Here is a 13744-nt window from a genome sequence, read left to right as displayed (position 1 = left end):
CGGCTCCTACGACCGGGTGCTCGCCCGGGTCCCCCTCGGCACCTTCACCTGCGTCCTGCTCTACGCCGACGAGACCGGCCGTCGCGTCCCCGTCGAGCCGCACGACCGTCCGGTCACCGCCGCCGCGACGCCCGACGGCATCGTGCGCTTCTGACCACCTCCGGCCTCGTGACGGTTGCTGCGCAACCTCCTCGACCTACGGTGGCGGCTACTCCCGCTGGTCGAGGAGGTCGCCCTGGCGACCGTCACGAGACCGGGGTCAGTCCTCGGGGACCAGGGTGAGCGTGTCCTCGGCGGCGTCCTCGACGGCGTCGGCGGAGAACGCCCAGGGCAGCGTCTCGCCCTCGACGAACAGGTCGGTCTGGTCGGTGTAGTTCGGGTGGAAGGCGTGGCCGGAGACACCGGTCAGGTTGATCCACCGGGCGTCGTCGAGGTCGTCGAGCGGGATCACCATCCGCATCGACGGCGCGGTGAGCACGTCGTAGCCCTCGCGCGCGTCCCACCCGGTCGCGTTCGGGATGGCGCCGCCGCCGCCGATCCGCCACCCGCCACGGTTGAAGAGCCGCTCGATGGCGCCGATCCCGGACTCGCCGAGGGTCGAGGACCGCAGCTCGAGCCGGTGCAGCGCACCCCAGGTCCACTCCTCCTCGTTGGGCGACTGCCGCGCCGTCAGCACGTCGCGGGCCGCGAGCAGCGACGCCTCGAGGACGTCGTCGCGGGTCTCGACCCGGTCCTCGGTCTCGACGTCGTCCCACCAGCGGTCGCCCGGCCGGGTGAGCAGCTCGGTGACCGCGGCGAACCAGCGCTGTCCGCCGTTCGGCCGCAGGTCGCCGGTCAGCTCGTCGTGGAAGGTGCGCGCGAGGAGCTCGCGCCAGACCACGTTGTAGTAGGCGGCGGCCGCGCTGCCGGCGCCCTGGCGGAAGTTCCAGTCGCGCAGCAGCCGCTGCCCGTCCGAGTCGTAGCCGGGCGGCAGCGGGAGGTCCAGGAGGTACGGCGTCAGCACCGGCGCCATCGGGTTGCGGTCGTCGGTCTGGATCTCCGCCATGTCGTCGAGGTCGAGCGAGTCCGTGCCCGATGTCGCGGTCTCGAGCAGCTCGCCGATCCGGGAGGAGCGGTAGCCGCGGTCCCAGTCGTCGGTGAGGTAGTACGGGTAGCCGTCGGCGTCGTCGACGACCGCCTGGTTGGCGGTCACCACCTTGCCGGACTCGGGGTCGAGCACGTTGGGCAGCGCGTCGTACGGCACGTACTCGCCGGTCCAGTCGTTCTCGGCCAGCCACCCCGCCGCCGGCAGCAGCCCGTCGTTGCCGGACTTGCGGATGGGCACCCGCCCGGTCGCCTGGTAGCCGATGTGGCCGTCGGTGTCGGCGTAGACGACGTTCTGGCCCGGCACCGCGAAGTCGGCGAGCGCGGCGCGGAAGGACGTCCAGTCGGTGGCCAGGTTGAGCGCGTAGAGGGCGTCGGCCGTCGGCTGCGGGTCGAGCGCGGTCCACGCCAGGGCGACCTCGTGGTCCCACCGCACGGTCTCGGCAGGTACGTCGCCCGCTTCGCCCGCATCCACCACCAGGTCGCCGAGCTCGCCGTCGAGGTCGGAGAGCAGCGGCCCGTGGGAGGTCGACCGCACCCGCAGGGTGACGTCCTCGCCCCCGCGCACCTCGATCGTCTCCTCGCGGACGATCAGCGCGCGGCTGCGACCGTCGTGCAGCCAGCGGTCGCCGCGCACCCGCTCCACGTAGAGGTCGGTGGTGTCGGGCGCCAGGTTGGTGAAGCCCCAGGCGATGTCGGCGTTGTGACCGATGACCACTCCCGGCACCCCGGAGAAGCTGAAGCCGGCCACGTCGAGCGGGCAGTCCTCGGAGACCTCGCGGCAGTGCAGCCCGACCTGCGTCCACACGCCGGGCAGCGAGATCCCGAGGTGGGGGTCGTTGGCGAGGATCGGCGCGCCACTCGCGGTGAGCTCGCCGTCGACGGCCCAGGCGTTGCTACCGATGCCGTCGCCCTCGCCCAGCAGCGCCGGCACCTCGTCGACCGCGGCCTGCACGTCGACCAGCGCGTCCTGCACCCGCGGCCCCAGCGGCGGCCGTTGCGGCAGCCGGGTGCCGGGTGCCGTCGCGTCCTGCTCGTACACCCCGTCGACGACGGCGCCCTGCTCGACGATGGGCGGGTGCTCGTCGTAGGGGTACGGCGGGAACAGCTGGTTGGTGCGCTCCGCGCCGACCGCGCCGATCGTCAGCGCCCGCTCGATCTCCTCCTCGAGGTTGCCCTTGAGGTCCCACGCCATCGCCTTGAGCCAGGCGAGGGAGTCGACGGCGGTCCAGTCCTCGGGGCTGTAGTCGAGACCGGAGAGGTCGAGGACGGCGTACTCCAGCGAGATCTCGGACAGCCCGCGGTCGTCGAGATAGGCGTTCACGCCCTCCGCGTAGGCGTCCATGAGCGCGCGGGTGCGCGGCTCGAGCAGGGTCAGCTCCTGCTCCGCGACCTGGCGCCACCCGAGGGTCCGCACAACCCGGTCGGTCTCGACGGCGTCCTCGCCGAAGAGCTCGGCGAGCCGGCCGGCGGTCGCGTGCCGGCGGACGTCCATCTCGAAGAACCGGTCCTGTGCGTGCACGAACCCCTGCGCGAGCACCAGGTCGTGCACGGAGTCGGCGTAGATCTGCGGGATCCCGTGCTCGTCCCGGAGCACCTCGACCTCGCCCTCCAGCCCGGCGACCTCGAGCTCACCGTCGGTCTGCGGCCACGAGCGGCGGACGACGCCGACCGACGCCAGCAGCACGAGGACGAGGACGAGCGTCAGGGCCACAGCGACGTACGTCGTCCAGCGCAGCGGCGCCGGCCAGTCGCGAAAGCGGCGGAGGGCATCGGTCATGGTGGTCGTCATTGTGCCGGTTGCCCCCGCACTGACGTACTATTGGCAGTCGTAACACGAGAGTGCTAAGCCTCACTGCGGAGATCCGATGCCCACGTACCAGTACGCCTGCACCGACTGCGGCCACGCCTTCGAGCAGTTCCAGAGCTTCAGCGACGACGCGCTGACCGTCTGCCCGGAGTGCTCCGGCAAGCTGCGCAAGCTCTTCAACGCCGTGGGCGTGGTGTTCAAGGGCTCGGGCTTCTACCGCACCGACAGCCGCGGCAAGAGCACGGCGAGCGAGCCGTCGACGAGCGCGCCGGCCGCGTCCGCGAGCAGCTCCTCCGACTCGTCGAGCTCCTCCAGCTCCTCGGCCAGCTCGTCCAGCTCGACCTCGAGCTCCTCGAGCAGCAGCACCCCCGCCACCGCCGCCAGCTGACCCTCCCGCGTCGGACCCTGTGGACAACCGCCCGCAGGGGCGCGCCGTCGTACGGCGGGCTCCTAGCGTCGCTCCATGGCCACTCGGGACCCCTCCTTCCGCGCACGACTGCCCGACCGGCTGGGCGACCGGCTGACCTCCGCCCGCCGAACCCTGCTGCGACGGCGCCGCCTGCTCGCCGTGCTGTGCACGATCGGCGCGGTCGGCGCCGGGCTGCGGGCCACGGCGCCGCCGCCGGAGCCGACGGTCGAGGTGCTGGTGGCGACCGACGACCTGCCGGCCGGGGCCGTGCTCGCAGCGGATGACCTCGCCCTCCGCGCGCTGCCGCCGGACGGCGTGCCCGACGAGGCGCTGAGCGACCCGGCGGTTGCCGCGGGCACGATCCTGGCCGCGCCGGTGCGGGCCGGCGAGCCGATCACCGACGTGCGCCTGGTCGGGCCCGGGCTCGCGTCCGGCTCCCCTGGGACCGTCGCGGTCCCCGTGCGCCTCTCGGACGCCGCCCAGGCCGGGCTGCTGACGGTCGGCGACGCGATCGACCTGCTCGCCACCGACCCCGAGTCCCGCACGACCGAGGTCGTCGCCAGCGGAGTCGTCGTGCTCGCCGTACCGATGCCCGACCAGGAGGCGCCGGACGCGCTCACCGGGCGGCTGGTCGTCGTCGGTATCCCCGCGTCGGCGCTGACCGACGTCACGGCGGCGGCGGTGACGGCGTTCGTGACGTATGCCTGGGCGAGCCGCTAGGCTTCTGCACCATGTCCGGGTTCAAGAACTTCCTCTTCCGCGGAAACCTCATCGAGGTCGCGGTCGCCTTCATCATGGCGGCGGCGTTCGCCACCGTCGTCACGACCTTCGTCGCGTGGGTCACCAATCAGCTGCCGAAGGGCGTCGACAACATCTTCAGCAACGAGGAGAACTCGTTCGGGGCCTTCATGAACGCGCTCATCGCGTTCGTGATCATGGGCGCGATCGTGTACTTCGTGATCGTGGTGCCCTACACCAGGGCCAAGGAGCGGTTCTTCCCCGCCGAGGCCAGCGGGCCGACGGAGATCGACCTGCTCACCGAGATCCGCGACTCGCTCGCGCATCGCGCCTGAACGACCGCACAAGACCGGCACACCCGGCGGCCGTCTCACCCGTGGTGAGGCGGCACCTGTGACTTGAGCCAGCGATCACTGGCGGACTCGTCACCCGCCGGAGGCTCCGGCTCGCGCTCGTCGCTGGTCGTGTCGGGCAGGACGTCGCCGAACACCTCGGCGAGCCGCTTGCGCCGCTCCCAGTCGGTCTCGCGCTTCTTGCTCATGCGTCGCTCACGTCCTGCTCATGTGCAGAGCCCGGCGCTCTCGCGCGCCTCGTCGGAGAGGCCCTCGTCGTCGCGGTTGTTCCTGCCGCCGCCGTCGGTGGCGTCCGTGGTCTCGGTCGCGTCCGTCTGCTCGGCCTCGCCCGTGGGCGTGCTGGAGCCCTCGGGATCGTCGGCGGCGCTGATCGAGTCGCTGGCGAACTCCTGACTGAGGGGCTTGTCGTCGAGCACCAGCTGCCAGAGCTCGTCGACCCGGTCGGTCCACTCGACCCGACCGACCTGCGCGGTGGAGTAGACCCACGGCGTGGTCACGAACTTGATGTTGTCGAGGCCGATGCCCTGGAAGCTGCGGCCGAGGTCGGCGAGCTCGGCGATGTTGTCGTAGTCGGTCTGGATGGAGTCGGTCATCGCGTTGAGGAACGACACCATCCGGTCGGGGCGGACCAGCATGCCGGCGGAGATCGCCTTGTTGATCATGGCGGCCATGAACGCCTGCTGGCGGCGGATCCGCTGCGGGTCGGTGCCGTCGCCCACGTGGCGGACCCGGACGTAGCTGAGCGCCTCGTCGTCGCGGATCTCGCGGGTGCCGGCCTTGAGCGTGATGCCGTGCTCGGGGTCCTCGATGTCCTCGGGGATGCAGACCTCGACGCCGTCGAGGGCGTTGACCATGTCCTTGAAGCCCTGGAAGTCGATCACGACGTAGTTGTCGATCCGGACGCCGGTGACCTGCTCGAACTGCTGGATCGTGCACGCGGCGCCACCGACCGAGAACGCCTCGTTCCACATCACGTCCTGCGCGCCCGGTATCGGGTTCTCGTCCTCGTCGTAGCAGGTGGGCCGGTCGACGAGGGTGTCGCGCGGGATGCTGATGCCGTAGGCACGCTTCCGGTCGGCGGACAGGTGCAGCATGATCGTGGTGTCGGAGCGCTCGCCGTCGCCGGTGAGACCGTCGATGTTGTTCTCACCCTCGCGGGTGTCGGAGCCCAGGACGAGGACGTTGATCGGCTCCTGCGGCCCCTCGGCCTTCATCTTCGGCGGGCGGTTCTTCAGCTGCTTCGAGACGTCGACGTGCTGGAGGTTGTCGTTCCAGTTGTTGTAGGCGAGCACGACGGACCCCGCGGTCGCGACCCCGAGGGCGAGCAGGGTCGCGGTGATGACCTTCGCGACGGTGTGCGGCTTGCGCAGGCGCCGCTTGCCGGCGACCTTGCGGTTCGTCAGCGACGCCGTCGTACGACGGGCTTGCGCCTTCCGGCTGCCGTCGGGGCCACCGGGGGTGGGGCCGTCGGCGTCGGGGGTCTCGGTCAAGATCTCACCTGGTCATGCGTGTGCGGCTAGGGCAGCGCTCCGTCGCGCGTCCACGGTACGAGGGGCGCCCAAGCCGACCCCCACGTCCCATTGTGCGGTTCCGGTGGGCGGTTGCACGAATCACACGCGGACCGGATTCCGTCGGGAGCGCGCTCACCTGCCAGAATCTTCGGTCGAGGCCCCCGTAGCTCAGTGGATAGAGCAGCCGCCTCCTAAGCGAAAGGTCGCCAGTTCGACTCTGGCCGGGGGCACCCGTCGCGAGGACTCGGGACCCCGCGCGCAGCGGTGTACCTTGGAGGGACGGTCGTCTCCGGCACCTCGTCGAGGTGCAGCGGTTAACGCCGGCCGTTGAGAGGCCGCCATGGCCGTCATCGCTTCACCCAAGCTCCAGCTCCAGGCCGACCTCACCAACCGTCCGTACGGCGGGGGCTGGTGGCCCGCCGGCCACGGCGTGGACCACGAGCTCCAGGAGCTCATCCGTCGCTGGCCCGCGGACCAGCCGAAGATCCTTCGCTACTCCTACATCCACGAGGGCTGGGACCAGAGCGAGAGCGCCGTACCGACGCGCTACCGCACCCGCACGCTCGTCCTGATCCTGAGCGACCGCTCGAGCTGCCGGCTGCTGATGATCCCGCCCGAGACGACGGCATCGGTCGCCGCCGAGCTCCTCGGCGAGGCCAGCAACCCGCACTCGACCTGGAAGCGGATGGACTTCGTCAGCACGTTCCGGTCGTGACCCGGCCGGTCAGCCGACCCGCTCGAACGTGATGCCGGCCGCCTCCAGCCGCGTCAGCAGCGCGTCACCCATGGCCTGGGCGGTCGTCACCTGTCCGGAGGTGGGCGGGTTGTCGTCGAGCGCGAGGCACAGCGCCGACTCGGCCAGCATCTTCGCGGTCTCGGTGTAGCCGGGGTCGCCGCCGGACACCTTCGTACGGACCGTCGTGCCGGCGGTCTCGGCCACGAACTCCACGGTGAACCACGCCTTCTCGCGCCGCTTCTCGGACGGCCCGGTGCCCTGCGGCACCCGCGACTTGAGCAGGTTGCGCACCGGCGGCACCTGCGCGGCCAGCGCCAGCGCACTGGCCCCCACCGCGCCGCCGGCTGCGTAGCGCACGGTCTTGGTGCCGGCGTAGTGGGAGTAGCGGAAGTCCGGGCCGTACGACGCCAGCGCCGCCCCGCTGCGCGCCACCACGAACGGGTCGATCGTCGGCAGCGGCACCAGCCAGTAGCCGAGCACCGAGTCGCGCATCGGCTTGCCGGAGACGGCGCGGGAGCGGCGGCCCTCGGGACGCGGCTCGAGCCGCTTGCGGGCCTGCATCGCCTCGCGCATCTGCCGTACGCGGGAGAACGCGTTGAGCGCGGAGTGGAAGGTGCCGCCGGAGAACGTGCCGTTCGAGCGCGCCACGCCGCGCATCGTCACGGGCGTCGTGATCTCGCCCCCGACCGCGTCGGCCAGCTGCTGGATCGTGAAGTAGGCGCCCAGGTCGTGCGGGATCGAGTCGAAGCCGCAGCAGTGCACGAGCCGGGCGCCGGAGGCCTCGGCGGTGGCCTGGTGGTCGACGTACATCCGGTCCACGAACTCGGGCTCGCCGGTGAGGTCGACGTAGTCGGTGCCCTCCTGCGCGCACGCGGCGACCAGCGGGGCGCCGTACTCGAGGTAGGGGCCGACGGTCGTCGCGACGACCTTGGTCTGCGCCGCCATCTCACGCAGCCCGGCCTCGTCGGAGGAGTCGACGACGACCAGGTCGACGTCGACACCGAGGCGGTCGCGGACCGCCTCCAGCTTCTCCTTGCTGCGCCCGGCGATCGCCCACCGCAGGCCGGCGGGTGCGTGCGCCGCCAGGTAGTCGGCGGTCAGGCCACCGGTGAACCCGGTGGCTCCGAGGAGGACGACGTCGTAGGTGCGGGGGGAGCCGGATGCCTGAGCCATGCCGGCCATCGTCCCACTCCCGTGAGGCGCTGGTCGAGGAGGTCTCGTGACGGTCGCTGTGCGACCTCCTCGACCAACGAAGACGTCCGGGACCAAATGGAACCTCCCTGGGTCGGAGATCCGTCATACGGTCAACAGCCAGCACCGGAACCAGCATGCAAGCAGCATCGGAGAGTTCGTGGATCGAGACACCGAGGCGGAGTACGCCGCCTACGTGGAGCAGGCCTGGGCGACACTGGTGCGTGCCGCCGTCTTCCTGGGAGCCATGCCCCACGAGGCGGAGGACCTCGCCCAGACCACGCTCGTGCGGTGCTACACCGGCTGGGACAAGGTCAGCAATGCGGACAACCGGGACGCCTACGTCTACCGGATGCTCCTCAACTGCCTGCGCGACAACCGGCGCACCCGGTGGTGGAAGGACCGGGCGGCGACCGGCGCGTGGGAGGACAGCGGTACGACGATGCCGCCGACCGCCGACGCCACCGACGCCGTCGCCGTGGCGGACGCCGTGCACCGCGCGCTCTCCTGCCTGACCAAGCCCAACCGCGACGTCGTGGTGCTGCGCTACTTCGTCCAGCTCACCGAGCGACAGACCGCGGAGGCCCTCGGCGTCCCGCCCGGCACCGTGAAGAGCCGGCTGTCGCGGTCACTGGCGCTGCTGGCTGCGAACGACCACCTTCTCGACATCACCGGCGGGAGCACGCGATGACCGACCTCGAAGACCTCTGGGACGACCTGCCGACCGGCAAGGCGCCGACCCACGACATCCTCCGCGCCGGCCGCAAGGCCGCGTCGTCGGCCGGGGCGCCCGGCAGGCGCCGCCACTTCCTCCTGAAGCCGCTCCTCACCGCCGGCATCGCGACCGGCGTCGTCGGTGCGTTCCTGGCCGGAACCCTGGTCGCCGGCGACGACGGCGGGTCGGACTCCGACCGGGGCGCGGGCGACCCCCCGGGCGCCGCACCCAGCCATGTCGCGTTCCAGGCCGATCTGGAGGCGGCCGAGTCGTGCGACGAGCTGCTGGAGACCTATGTGGACCGGGGGCTGCAGCGGGTGACCGCCTGGGGCTGGGATGAGCCGTACAACCCCTATTGGCGCGACACATTGCTGTCAGGCAGGCTTGTCAATGAGGTCAGCGATTCCGGCCTGCGTGCACCGCAGGCCACCAATTCCGTGCTCGCCGAACTGCACCTCGGCTACTCCGAACAGGCCGCCAACGACCGCGCGACCTTCGGCACCGCTGTTACCAAGCGCCAGCAGAACAGCGACACCGGCACCAACGTCCAGGAGATCGGCGTCGACGAGCCCGACCTGGTCAAGACCGACGGCGAGCTGCTGTTGCGGCTGCGCGACGACGAGCTGGTCGTCTACGACGTGACCGGCAACCGCACCGACCAGCTGTCCTCGATCGACCTCGAGGGCCTCGAGGAAGGCGAGATCATGCTCGCCGGCGACACGGTCGTCGCGGTCGGCATCGACGATGAGGCGCCGCGGGCTCGGTCGCCGTACGGCTCCGGCGCGCGGCTCGGCACCCGCGTGCTCACCGTCTCGCTCACTGACCCCGAGGCGCCGGAGGTCGTCGGCGACGTGTCGTACGACGCCCGCCTGCTGTCCGCGCGCCAGCACGGCGACGCCGTACGGCTGGTGCTGTCGAGCGGGCTCCCTGAGCTCGGCTTCGTGCACCCCGGCAAGAGGTTCGGCCAGCGCGCGGCACTGGCGAAGAACCGCGCGAAGGTCGAGAAGTCCACGATCGAGGACTGGCTGCCGACGATCACCGCAGCCACCGACGAGGGCGACGACGAGGCGGCGCAGCTGCTCGACTGCACCGACGTGGCGATCCCGTCCGACGAGCTCACCCTCGACACGGTCAGCGTGGTCGGCTTCGATGCCGCGGCACCGGCCGACGTCGACGCGATCGGCCTCGCCGGGGCGACCGACATCGCCTACGAGTCGGTCGACCACCTCTACCTGGCCGCGAGCCCGAGCTGGGGCAACGGCTTCGGCTGCCTCGGCTGCATCGGCACCCGCACCATCCCGAGCGTCGAGGGCGGCAGCACCTACCTGTTCGACTTCGCGCTCGACGGCACCCGGGCCACGCACGTGGCGTCGGGCGAGGTCGAGGGCTCGGTCGCCGACCGGTGGGCGATGGACGAGGCCGACGGGGTCCTGCGGGTGGCGGTCGGACCGACGTCGGAGACCGGCAACTTCAACTCCGTCGTCACCCTCGAGCGCAACCGCGAGGACCTGGTCGACGTCGGACGACTCGACCGGCTCGGCCGCAACGAGGACCTCAAGGCGGTGCGCTGGTTCGACGGGCTGGCCCTCCTGGTGACCTACCGCCAGGTCGACCCGCTCTACGCGATCGACCTCACCGACGTGGCGCGGCCGAAGCTGATCGCGGAGCTCAAGATCCCCGGCTTCTCCTCCTACCTCCACCCGCTCGGCCCGAAGCGGCTCGTCGGGATCGGCGAGGGACCCGTCGGCGGCGGCCGCTGGGGTGCGCAGGCGGCGCTGTTCAACGTGGCCGACCTGACCAACCTGCGCCGGATGGACGTCCAGCAGTACGCCGGCGGCACCGAGGCGCTGGCCGGCACCGACCCGCGGTCGTTCACCTTCATCCACGACGAGCGGACCGTGCTGACCGTCATCCAGGACTACCGGCGGAGCCGGGTCGGCTACCTGTCGGTGCTCCACATCGTCGACGGCGAGCTGCGCAACCGGATGGTCCAGGTGGAGTACGGCGACGACGTCGACCAGGTGCGCGCCGTACCCATGCCCGACGGGCGGGTCGTGCTGGTCACCGGCGAGGACGTGGAGTTCTTCGACCTGGTCGACCGTTCGTAGGGGTCTCGTGACGGTCGCAGAGCGACCTCCTCGACCTCCAGTCGTAGGGGTCTCGTGACGGTCGCAGAGCGACCTCCTCGACCTCCAGTCGTAGGGGTCTCGTGACGGTCGCACAGCGACCTCCTCGACCTCCAGTCGTAGGGGTCTCGTGACGGTCGCAGAGCGACCTCCTCGACCTCCAGTCGTAGGGGTCTCGTGACGGTCGCAGAGCGACCTCCTCGACCTCCGGTCGTAGGGGTCTCGTGACGATCGCAGAGCGACCTCCTCGACCTCCAGTCGTAGGGGTCTCGTGACGGTCGCAGAGCGACCTCCTCGACCTCCGGTCGTAGGGGTCTCGTGACGGTCGCACAGCGACCTCCTCGACCTCCGGTCGTAGGGGTCTCGTGACGGTCGCAGAGCGACCTCCTCGACCTCCGGTCGTAGTTGCGGGGTGGGGCCCCGCCGGCGGTTGGTCGTCGCCGGTGGTTGAGGTGCGAGGCCGCCCGCGGCCGAGCCTCGAAACCACCAACACGCTCGGCGTACGCTCGACGCATGTGCCGCAACATCCGGGTCCTCCACAACTTCGAGCCGCCTGCGACGAGCGACGAGGTGGCCGCGGCCGCGCTGCAGTACGTGCGCAAGGTCAGCGGGACGACCAAGCCGTCGCAGGCCAACCAGGAGGCGTTCGACCGCGCCGTGCACGAGGTCGCGCACGCCACCCAGCACCTGCTGGACGCGCTGGTGACCAACGCGCCGCCCAAGGATCGCGAGGTCGAGGCGGCCAAGGCTCGGGAGCGGGCCCAGCTCCGCTACGGCTGAGCCGACGCCATGGAAGCACGGGTGGACGAGGCGTTCGCGGCGGTGAACCGGCGCGACTTCCTCCCCGCCCGGCAACACCCCTTCGCCCACATCGACCAGGCGCTCGACATCGGCTACGGCGTCACCAACAGCCAGCCCACCACGGTGCGCAACATGCTGCTCCTCCTGGATCCCCGCCCCGGTGACCGGGTCCTCGACGTCGGCTCCGGCTCCGGCTGGACCACCGCGCTCCTCGCCCACCTGGTCGGCCCCACCGGCTCCGTGATCGGCGTGGAGCGGATCCCCGAGCTGGTGGAAGCGAGCCGGGCCAGCCTCGGCAACAGGTTCCCGGCGGCCGAGGTTCGCCACGCCGAGCCGGGCGTGCTGGGGTGGCCCGAGGGAGCGCCGTACGACCGGATCCTGGTGTCGGCGGCGGCCGACACCGTGCCGCCCGCCCTCCTCGAGCAGCTGGCTGTCGGAGGGGTGCTGGTGGCGCCGGTCGACGGGGTGATGACGCGGGTGGCGCTGTCGCCGGAGGGTCCTGTCGTCGAGCAGCACGGGCGCTACCTGTTCGTGCCGCTCATCGAGGACTGACCGCGGCGCACGCCTCAGCCGACGCCGGCCTGGACGTCGCCGGTCGCGGTGGTCGCCTCGGCGAGCTCGACGATCTGGTCGTCGGTGAGGTCGATGCCCTCCCAGACCTGGATGAGGACCAGGTGCTCGCCCTGGAAGTACCGCAGCGCCCGGGTCTCCCCCGGCGCACCCTGCAGCCGACCGGGCTCGCCGCCGACAGTGACGTCGCGACCGTCTCCGAGCTGCTGCGCGGCGTCCTGGGACTCGAGCATGATGACGACCTTGCCCTCGAAGTTCAGGGGGTGGGTGTCGTCGCCTGGCTTCGCGAGGGTGAGCACGAACGCGTCCGAGCCCTGCACGTCGTAGCCCTCGGGCACCTTGGAGAGCAGGAAGCCCTCGGGCTGCGCCCCGGTGTAGGCGACGAGCGCGACGCCGCCGCGCTGCTCAGGGACGGAGTCGGACGAGGTCGGTCCGGCCGACGGCGGCGCGGCGTCGTCCCCGGCGTTGACGGCGACCACGACGCCGAGTGCGGCCCCTACGCCGAGGGTGAGGCCGGCGCCCGCCACCGCGGCCCGGGTCCGCCGGCGGCGGCCGAGCGCGGCATGCGCGCGGGTCAGGTCGCCGGAGACGACGCTGTCGGGTGGGGTGGTCCCGGTCGCGTCGAGGCGGGCGAGGCGGTCGAGCAGGTCGTTCATCGGTGGTCTCCTTCGAGGGTGGGGACGTTGAGGACGGCGCGGAGCTTGTCGAGGCCGCGGGAGGTCTGGCTCTTGACGGTGCCGGCGCTGCACCCGAGCGCGTCGGCGGTCTCCTCGACCGAGAGGTCGTGGACGTGACGGAGCACGATCGCGGCGCGCATCCGCGGGGGCAGGGTGCCGAGCGCGGCGATCAGGGCGGCGTCGAGGTCCTCGGCACCGGCCTCCGGGGCGACGGTCTCCGGCAGCTCGGACCAGCTGTGCTCGCGGCGCGTGAACCCGCGCCGCCGATGGTCGGTGCTGCAGTTGACGAGGGTGCGGCGGGCGTAGGCGACCGGGTTGCCCGACCGCGCCCGGGCCCAGGCCAGGTAGACCCGGATCAGGGAGGTCTGCACCAGGTCCTCGGCGAGGTGGGGGTCACCAGCGGCCAGCAACCGCGCGGTCGCCATCAGCGAGCCACGGTGCGCGCGGACGAAGTCGGCGAACTCGGAGTCTCGGTTGCGGCTGCTCACAGGCGTTCCCTCACACCTCTTCAACGGATCGAGGACCCACGGGGGTTGCACGCGGTCGCCGTACTCTTGCTGCCGTGACCACGGCACAGGGGTTTCGAGGCTCGCTGCGCTCGCACCTCAACCAGCAAGAGGCGGCGCTCGCGCTGTGCGCCGACCGGCCGCTGGTCGTGCTCACCGGCGCGGGCCTGTCGACCGACTCCGGCATCCCGGACTACCGGGGTCCGGGCGCCGTGGCGCGGGCGCCGATGACCTTCCAAGAGTTCGTCTCCGGACCCTCGGCCCAGCGGCGCTACTGGGCGCGTTCGCACCTCGGCTGGTCGCGGATGGGGCACGCCGTGCCGAACGCCGGGCACCGCGCCGTCGCCGCGCTCGCCGCCGACCTGGTCATCACCCAGAACGTCGACGGCCTCCACGAGGCCGCCGGGACCCCGAGCCTGGTCGCCCTCCACGGTCGGGTCGCCGACGTGGTCTGCCTCTCCTGCAGGAGTACGACGCCGCGCCCCGCCCTGCAACAGCGGCTGACCGAGCTCAACCCC

15 protein-coding genes and 1 tRNA gene are annotated in these 13744 nt (G+C 71.7%); 10 read left to right on the top strand and 6 right to left on the bottom strand.

Features of this window, described 5'->3' with window-relative positions:
• Nucleotides 1–259: 259 nt before the first annotated feature.
• A complete protein-coding gene (locus H0488_RS16250; protein ID WP_183100306.1) occupies nt 260–2863 on the bottom strand; it encodes a penicillin acylase family protein in 2604 nt (867 codons plus the stop codon).
• Nucleotides 2864–2951: 88 nt separating this feature from the next.
• Here H0488_RS16250 and H0488_RS16245 point away from each other — a divergent pair, with 88 nt between their 5' ends.
• The 3 genes from H0488_RS16245 (at nt 2952) to H0488_RS16235 (ending at nt 4375) form a co-directional block, all read left to right on the top strand.
• Nucleotides 2952–3281, top strand: coding sequence for an FmdB family zinc ribbon protein (locus tag H0488_RS16245; protein ID WP_183100305.1), 330 nt, complete (start codon nt 2952–2954; stop codon nt 3279–3281).
• Between the two features lie 75 nt (nt 3282–3356).
• Complete coding sequence (gene cpaB, locus H0488_RS16240; RefSeq protein WP_183100304.1) at nt 3357–4022, top strand: Flp pilus assembly protein CpaB; 666 nt, start codon at nt 3357–3359, stop codon at nt 4020–4022.
• 11 nt (nt 4023–4033) lie between these two features.
• Nucleotides 4034–4375 carry an MscL family protein gene (locus H0488_RS16235; RefSeq protein WP_183100303.1) on the top strand — a complete coding sequence of 114 codons (342 nt, stop codon included), beginning with the start codon at nt 4034–4036 and terminating at the stop codon, nt 4373–4375.
• A gap of 35 nt (nt 4376–4410) precedes the next feature.
• Here H0488_RS16235 and H0488_RS16230 read toward each other — a convergent pair whose 3' ends face one another.
• On the bottom strand, nt 4411–4581 hold the full coding sequence (locus H0488_RS16230; RefSeq protein ID WP_183100302.1) for a hypothetical protein: 171 nt from the start codon (nt 4579–4581) through the stop codon (nt 4411–4413).
• Nucleotides 4582–4599: 18 nt separating this feature from the next.
• Entirely contained in the window at nt 4600–5883 is a 1284-nt protein-coding gene (locus tag H0488_RS16225; RefSeq protein WP_183100301.1) for an LCP family protein, read from the bottom strand.
• 178 nt (nt 5884–6061) lie between these two features.
• Here H0488_RS16225 and H0488_RS16220 point away from each other — a divergent pair.
• Both H0488_RS16220 and H0488_RS16215 read left to right on the top strand, forming a co-directional pair.
• Nucleotides 6062–6134, top strand: a tRNA-Arg gene (locus H0488_RS16220).
• 110 nt (nt 6135–6244) lie between these two features.
• Complete coding sequence (locus tag H0488_RS16215; RefSeq protein WP_183100300.1) at nt 6245–6619, top strand: DUF5994 family protein; 375 nt, start codon at nt 6245–6247, stop codon at nt 6617–6619.
• Between the two features lie 9 nt (nt 6620–6628).
• Here the strand turns inward: H0488_RS16215 and H0488_RS16210 are convergent, their stop codons facing one another.
• Nucleotides 6629–7813 carry a saccharopine dehydrogenase family protein gene (locus H0488_RS16210; protein ID WP_183100299.1) on the bottom strand — a complete coding sequence of 395 codons (1185 nt, stop codon included), beginning with the start codon at nt 7811–7813 and terminating at the stop codon, nt 6629–6631.
• A gap of 178 nt (nt 7814–7991) precedes the next feature.
• Between H0488_RS16210 and H0488_RS16205 the strand changes: the two genes are divergently transcribed.
• The 4 genes from H0488_RS16205 (at nt 7992) to H0488_RS16190 (ending at nt 12025) form a co-directional block, all read left to right on the top strand.
• Nucleotides 7992–8522: a sigma-70 family RNA polymerase sigma factor gene (locus H0488_RS16205; RefSeq protein WP_220794674.1), complete on the top strand. Its 531-nt coding sequence runs from the start codon at nt 7992–7994 to the stop codon at nt 8520–8522.
• Nucleotides 8519–10654 carry a beta-propeller domain-containing protein gene (locus tag H0488_RS16200; RefSeq protein ID WP_183100298.1) on the top strand — a complete coding sequence of 712 codons (2136 nt, stop codon included), beginning with the start codon at nt 8519–8521 and terminating at the stop codon, nt 10652–10654. The genes H0488_RS16205 and H0488_RS16200 overlap by 4 nt, the downstream gene beginning before the upstream one ends.
• Nucleotides 10655–11185: 531 nt before the next feature.
• Nucleotides 11186–11452, top strand: a complete 267-nt coding sequence (locus tag H0488_RS16195) for a DUF2277 domain-containing protein (protein ID WP_183100297.1) — start codon at nt 11186–11188, stop codon at nt 11450–11452.
• A gap of 9 nt (nt 11453–11461) precedes the next feature.
• Nucleotides 11462–12025, top strand: coding sequence for a protein-L-isoaspartate O-methyltransferase family protein (locus H0488_RS16190; RefSeq protein WP_183100296.1), 564 nt, complete (start codon nt 11462–11464; stop codon nt 12023–12025).
• A 14-nt stretch (nt 12026–12039) separates the two neighbouring features.
• Here H0488_RS16190 and H0488_RS16185 read toward each other — a convergent pair whose 3' ends face one another.
• A complete protein-coding gene (locus H0488_RS16185) occupies nt 12040–12699 on the bottom strand; it encodes a hypothetical protein (RefSeq protein ID WP_183100295.1) in 660 nt (219 codons plus the stop codon).
• A complete protein-coding gene (locus tag H0488_RS16180) occupies nt 12696–13208 on the bottom strand; it encodes a SigE family RNA polymerase sigma factor (RefSeq protein ID WP_183100294.1) in 513 nt (170 codons plus the stop codon). The genes H0488_RS16185 and H0488_RS16180 overlap by 4 nt, the downstream gene beginning before the upstream one ends.
• Nucleotides 13209–13282: 74 nt before the next feature.
• Here H0488_RS16180 and H0488_RS16175 point away from each other — a divergent pair.
• Nucleotides 13283–13744 (top strand): Sir2 family NAD-dependent protein deacetylase (locus H0488_RS16175; protein WP_312856382.1); only part of this gene is annotated, 462 nt, incomplete at its 3' end.

Origin of the sequence: Nocardioides pelophilus (genome assembly GCF_014180685.1) — a bacterium.
Taxonomy (GTDB): Bacteria; Actinomycetota; Actinomycetes; order Propionibacteriales; family Nocardioidaceae; genus Nocardioides; species Nocardioides pelophilus.
The sequence above is the reverse complement of the archived record's forward strand: the minus strand, read 5'-3'. Positions and strand labels throughout refer to the sequence as shown.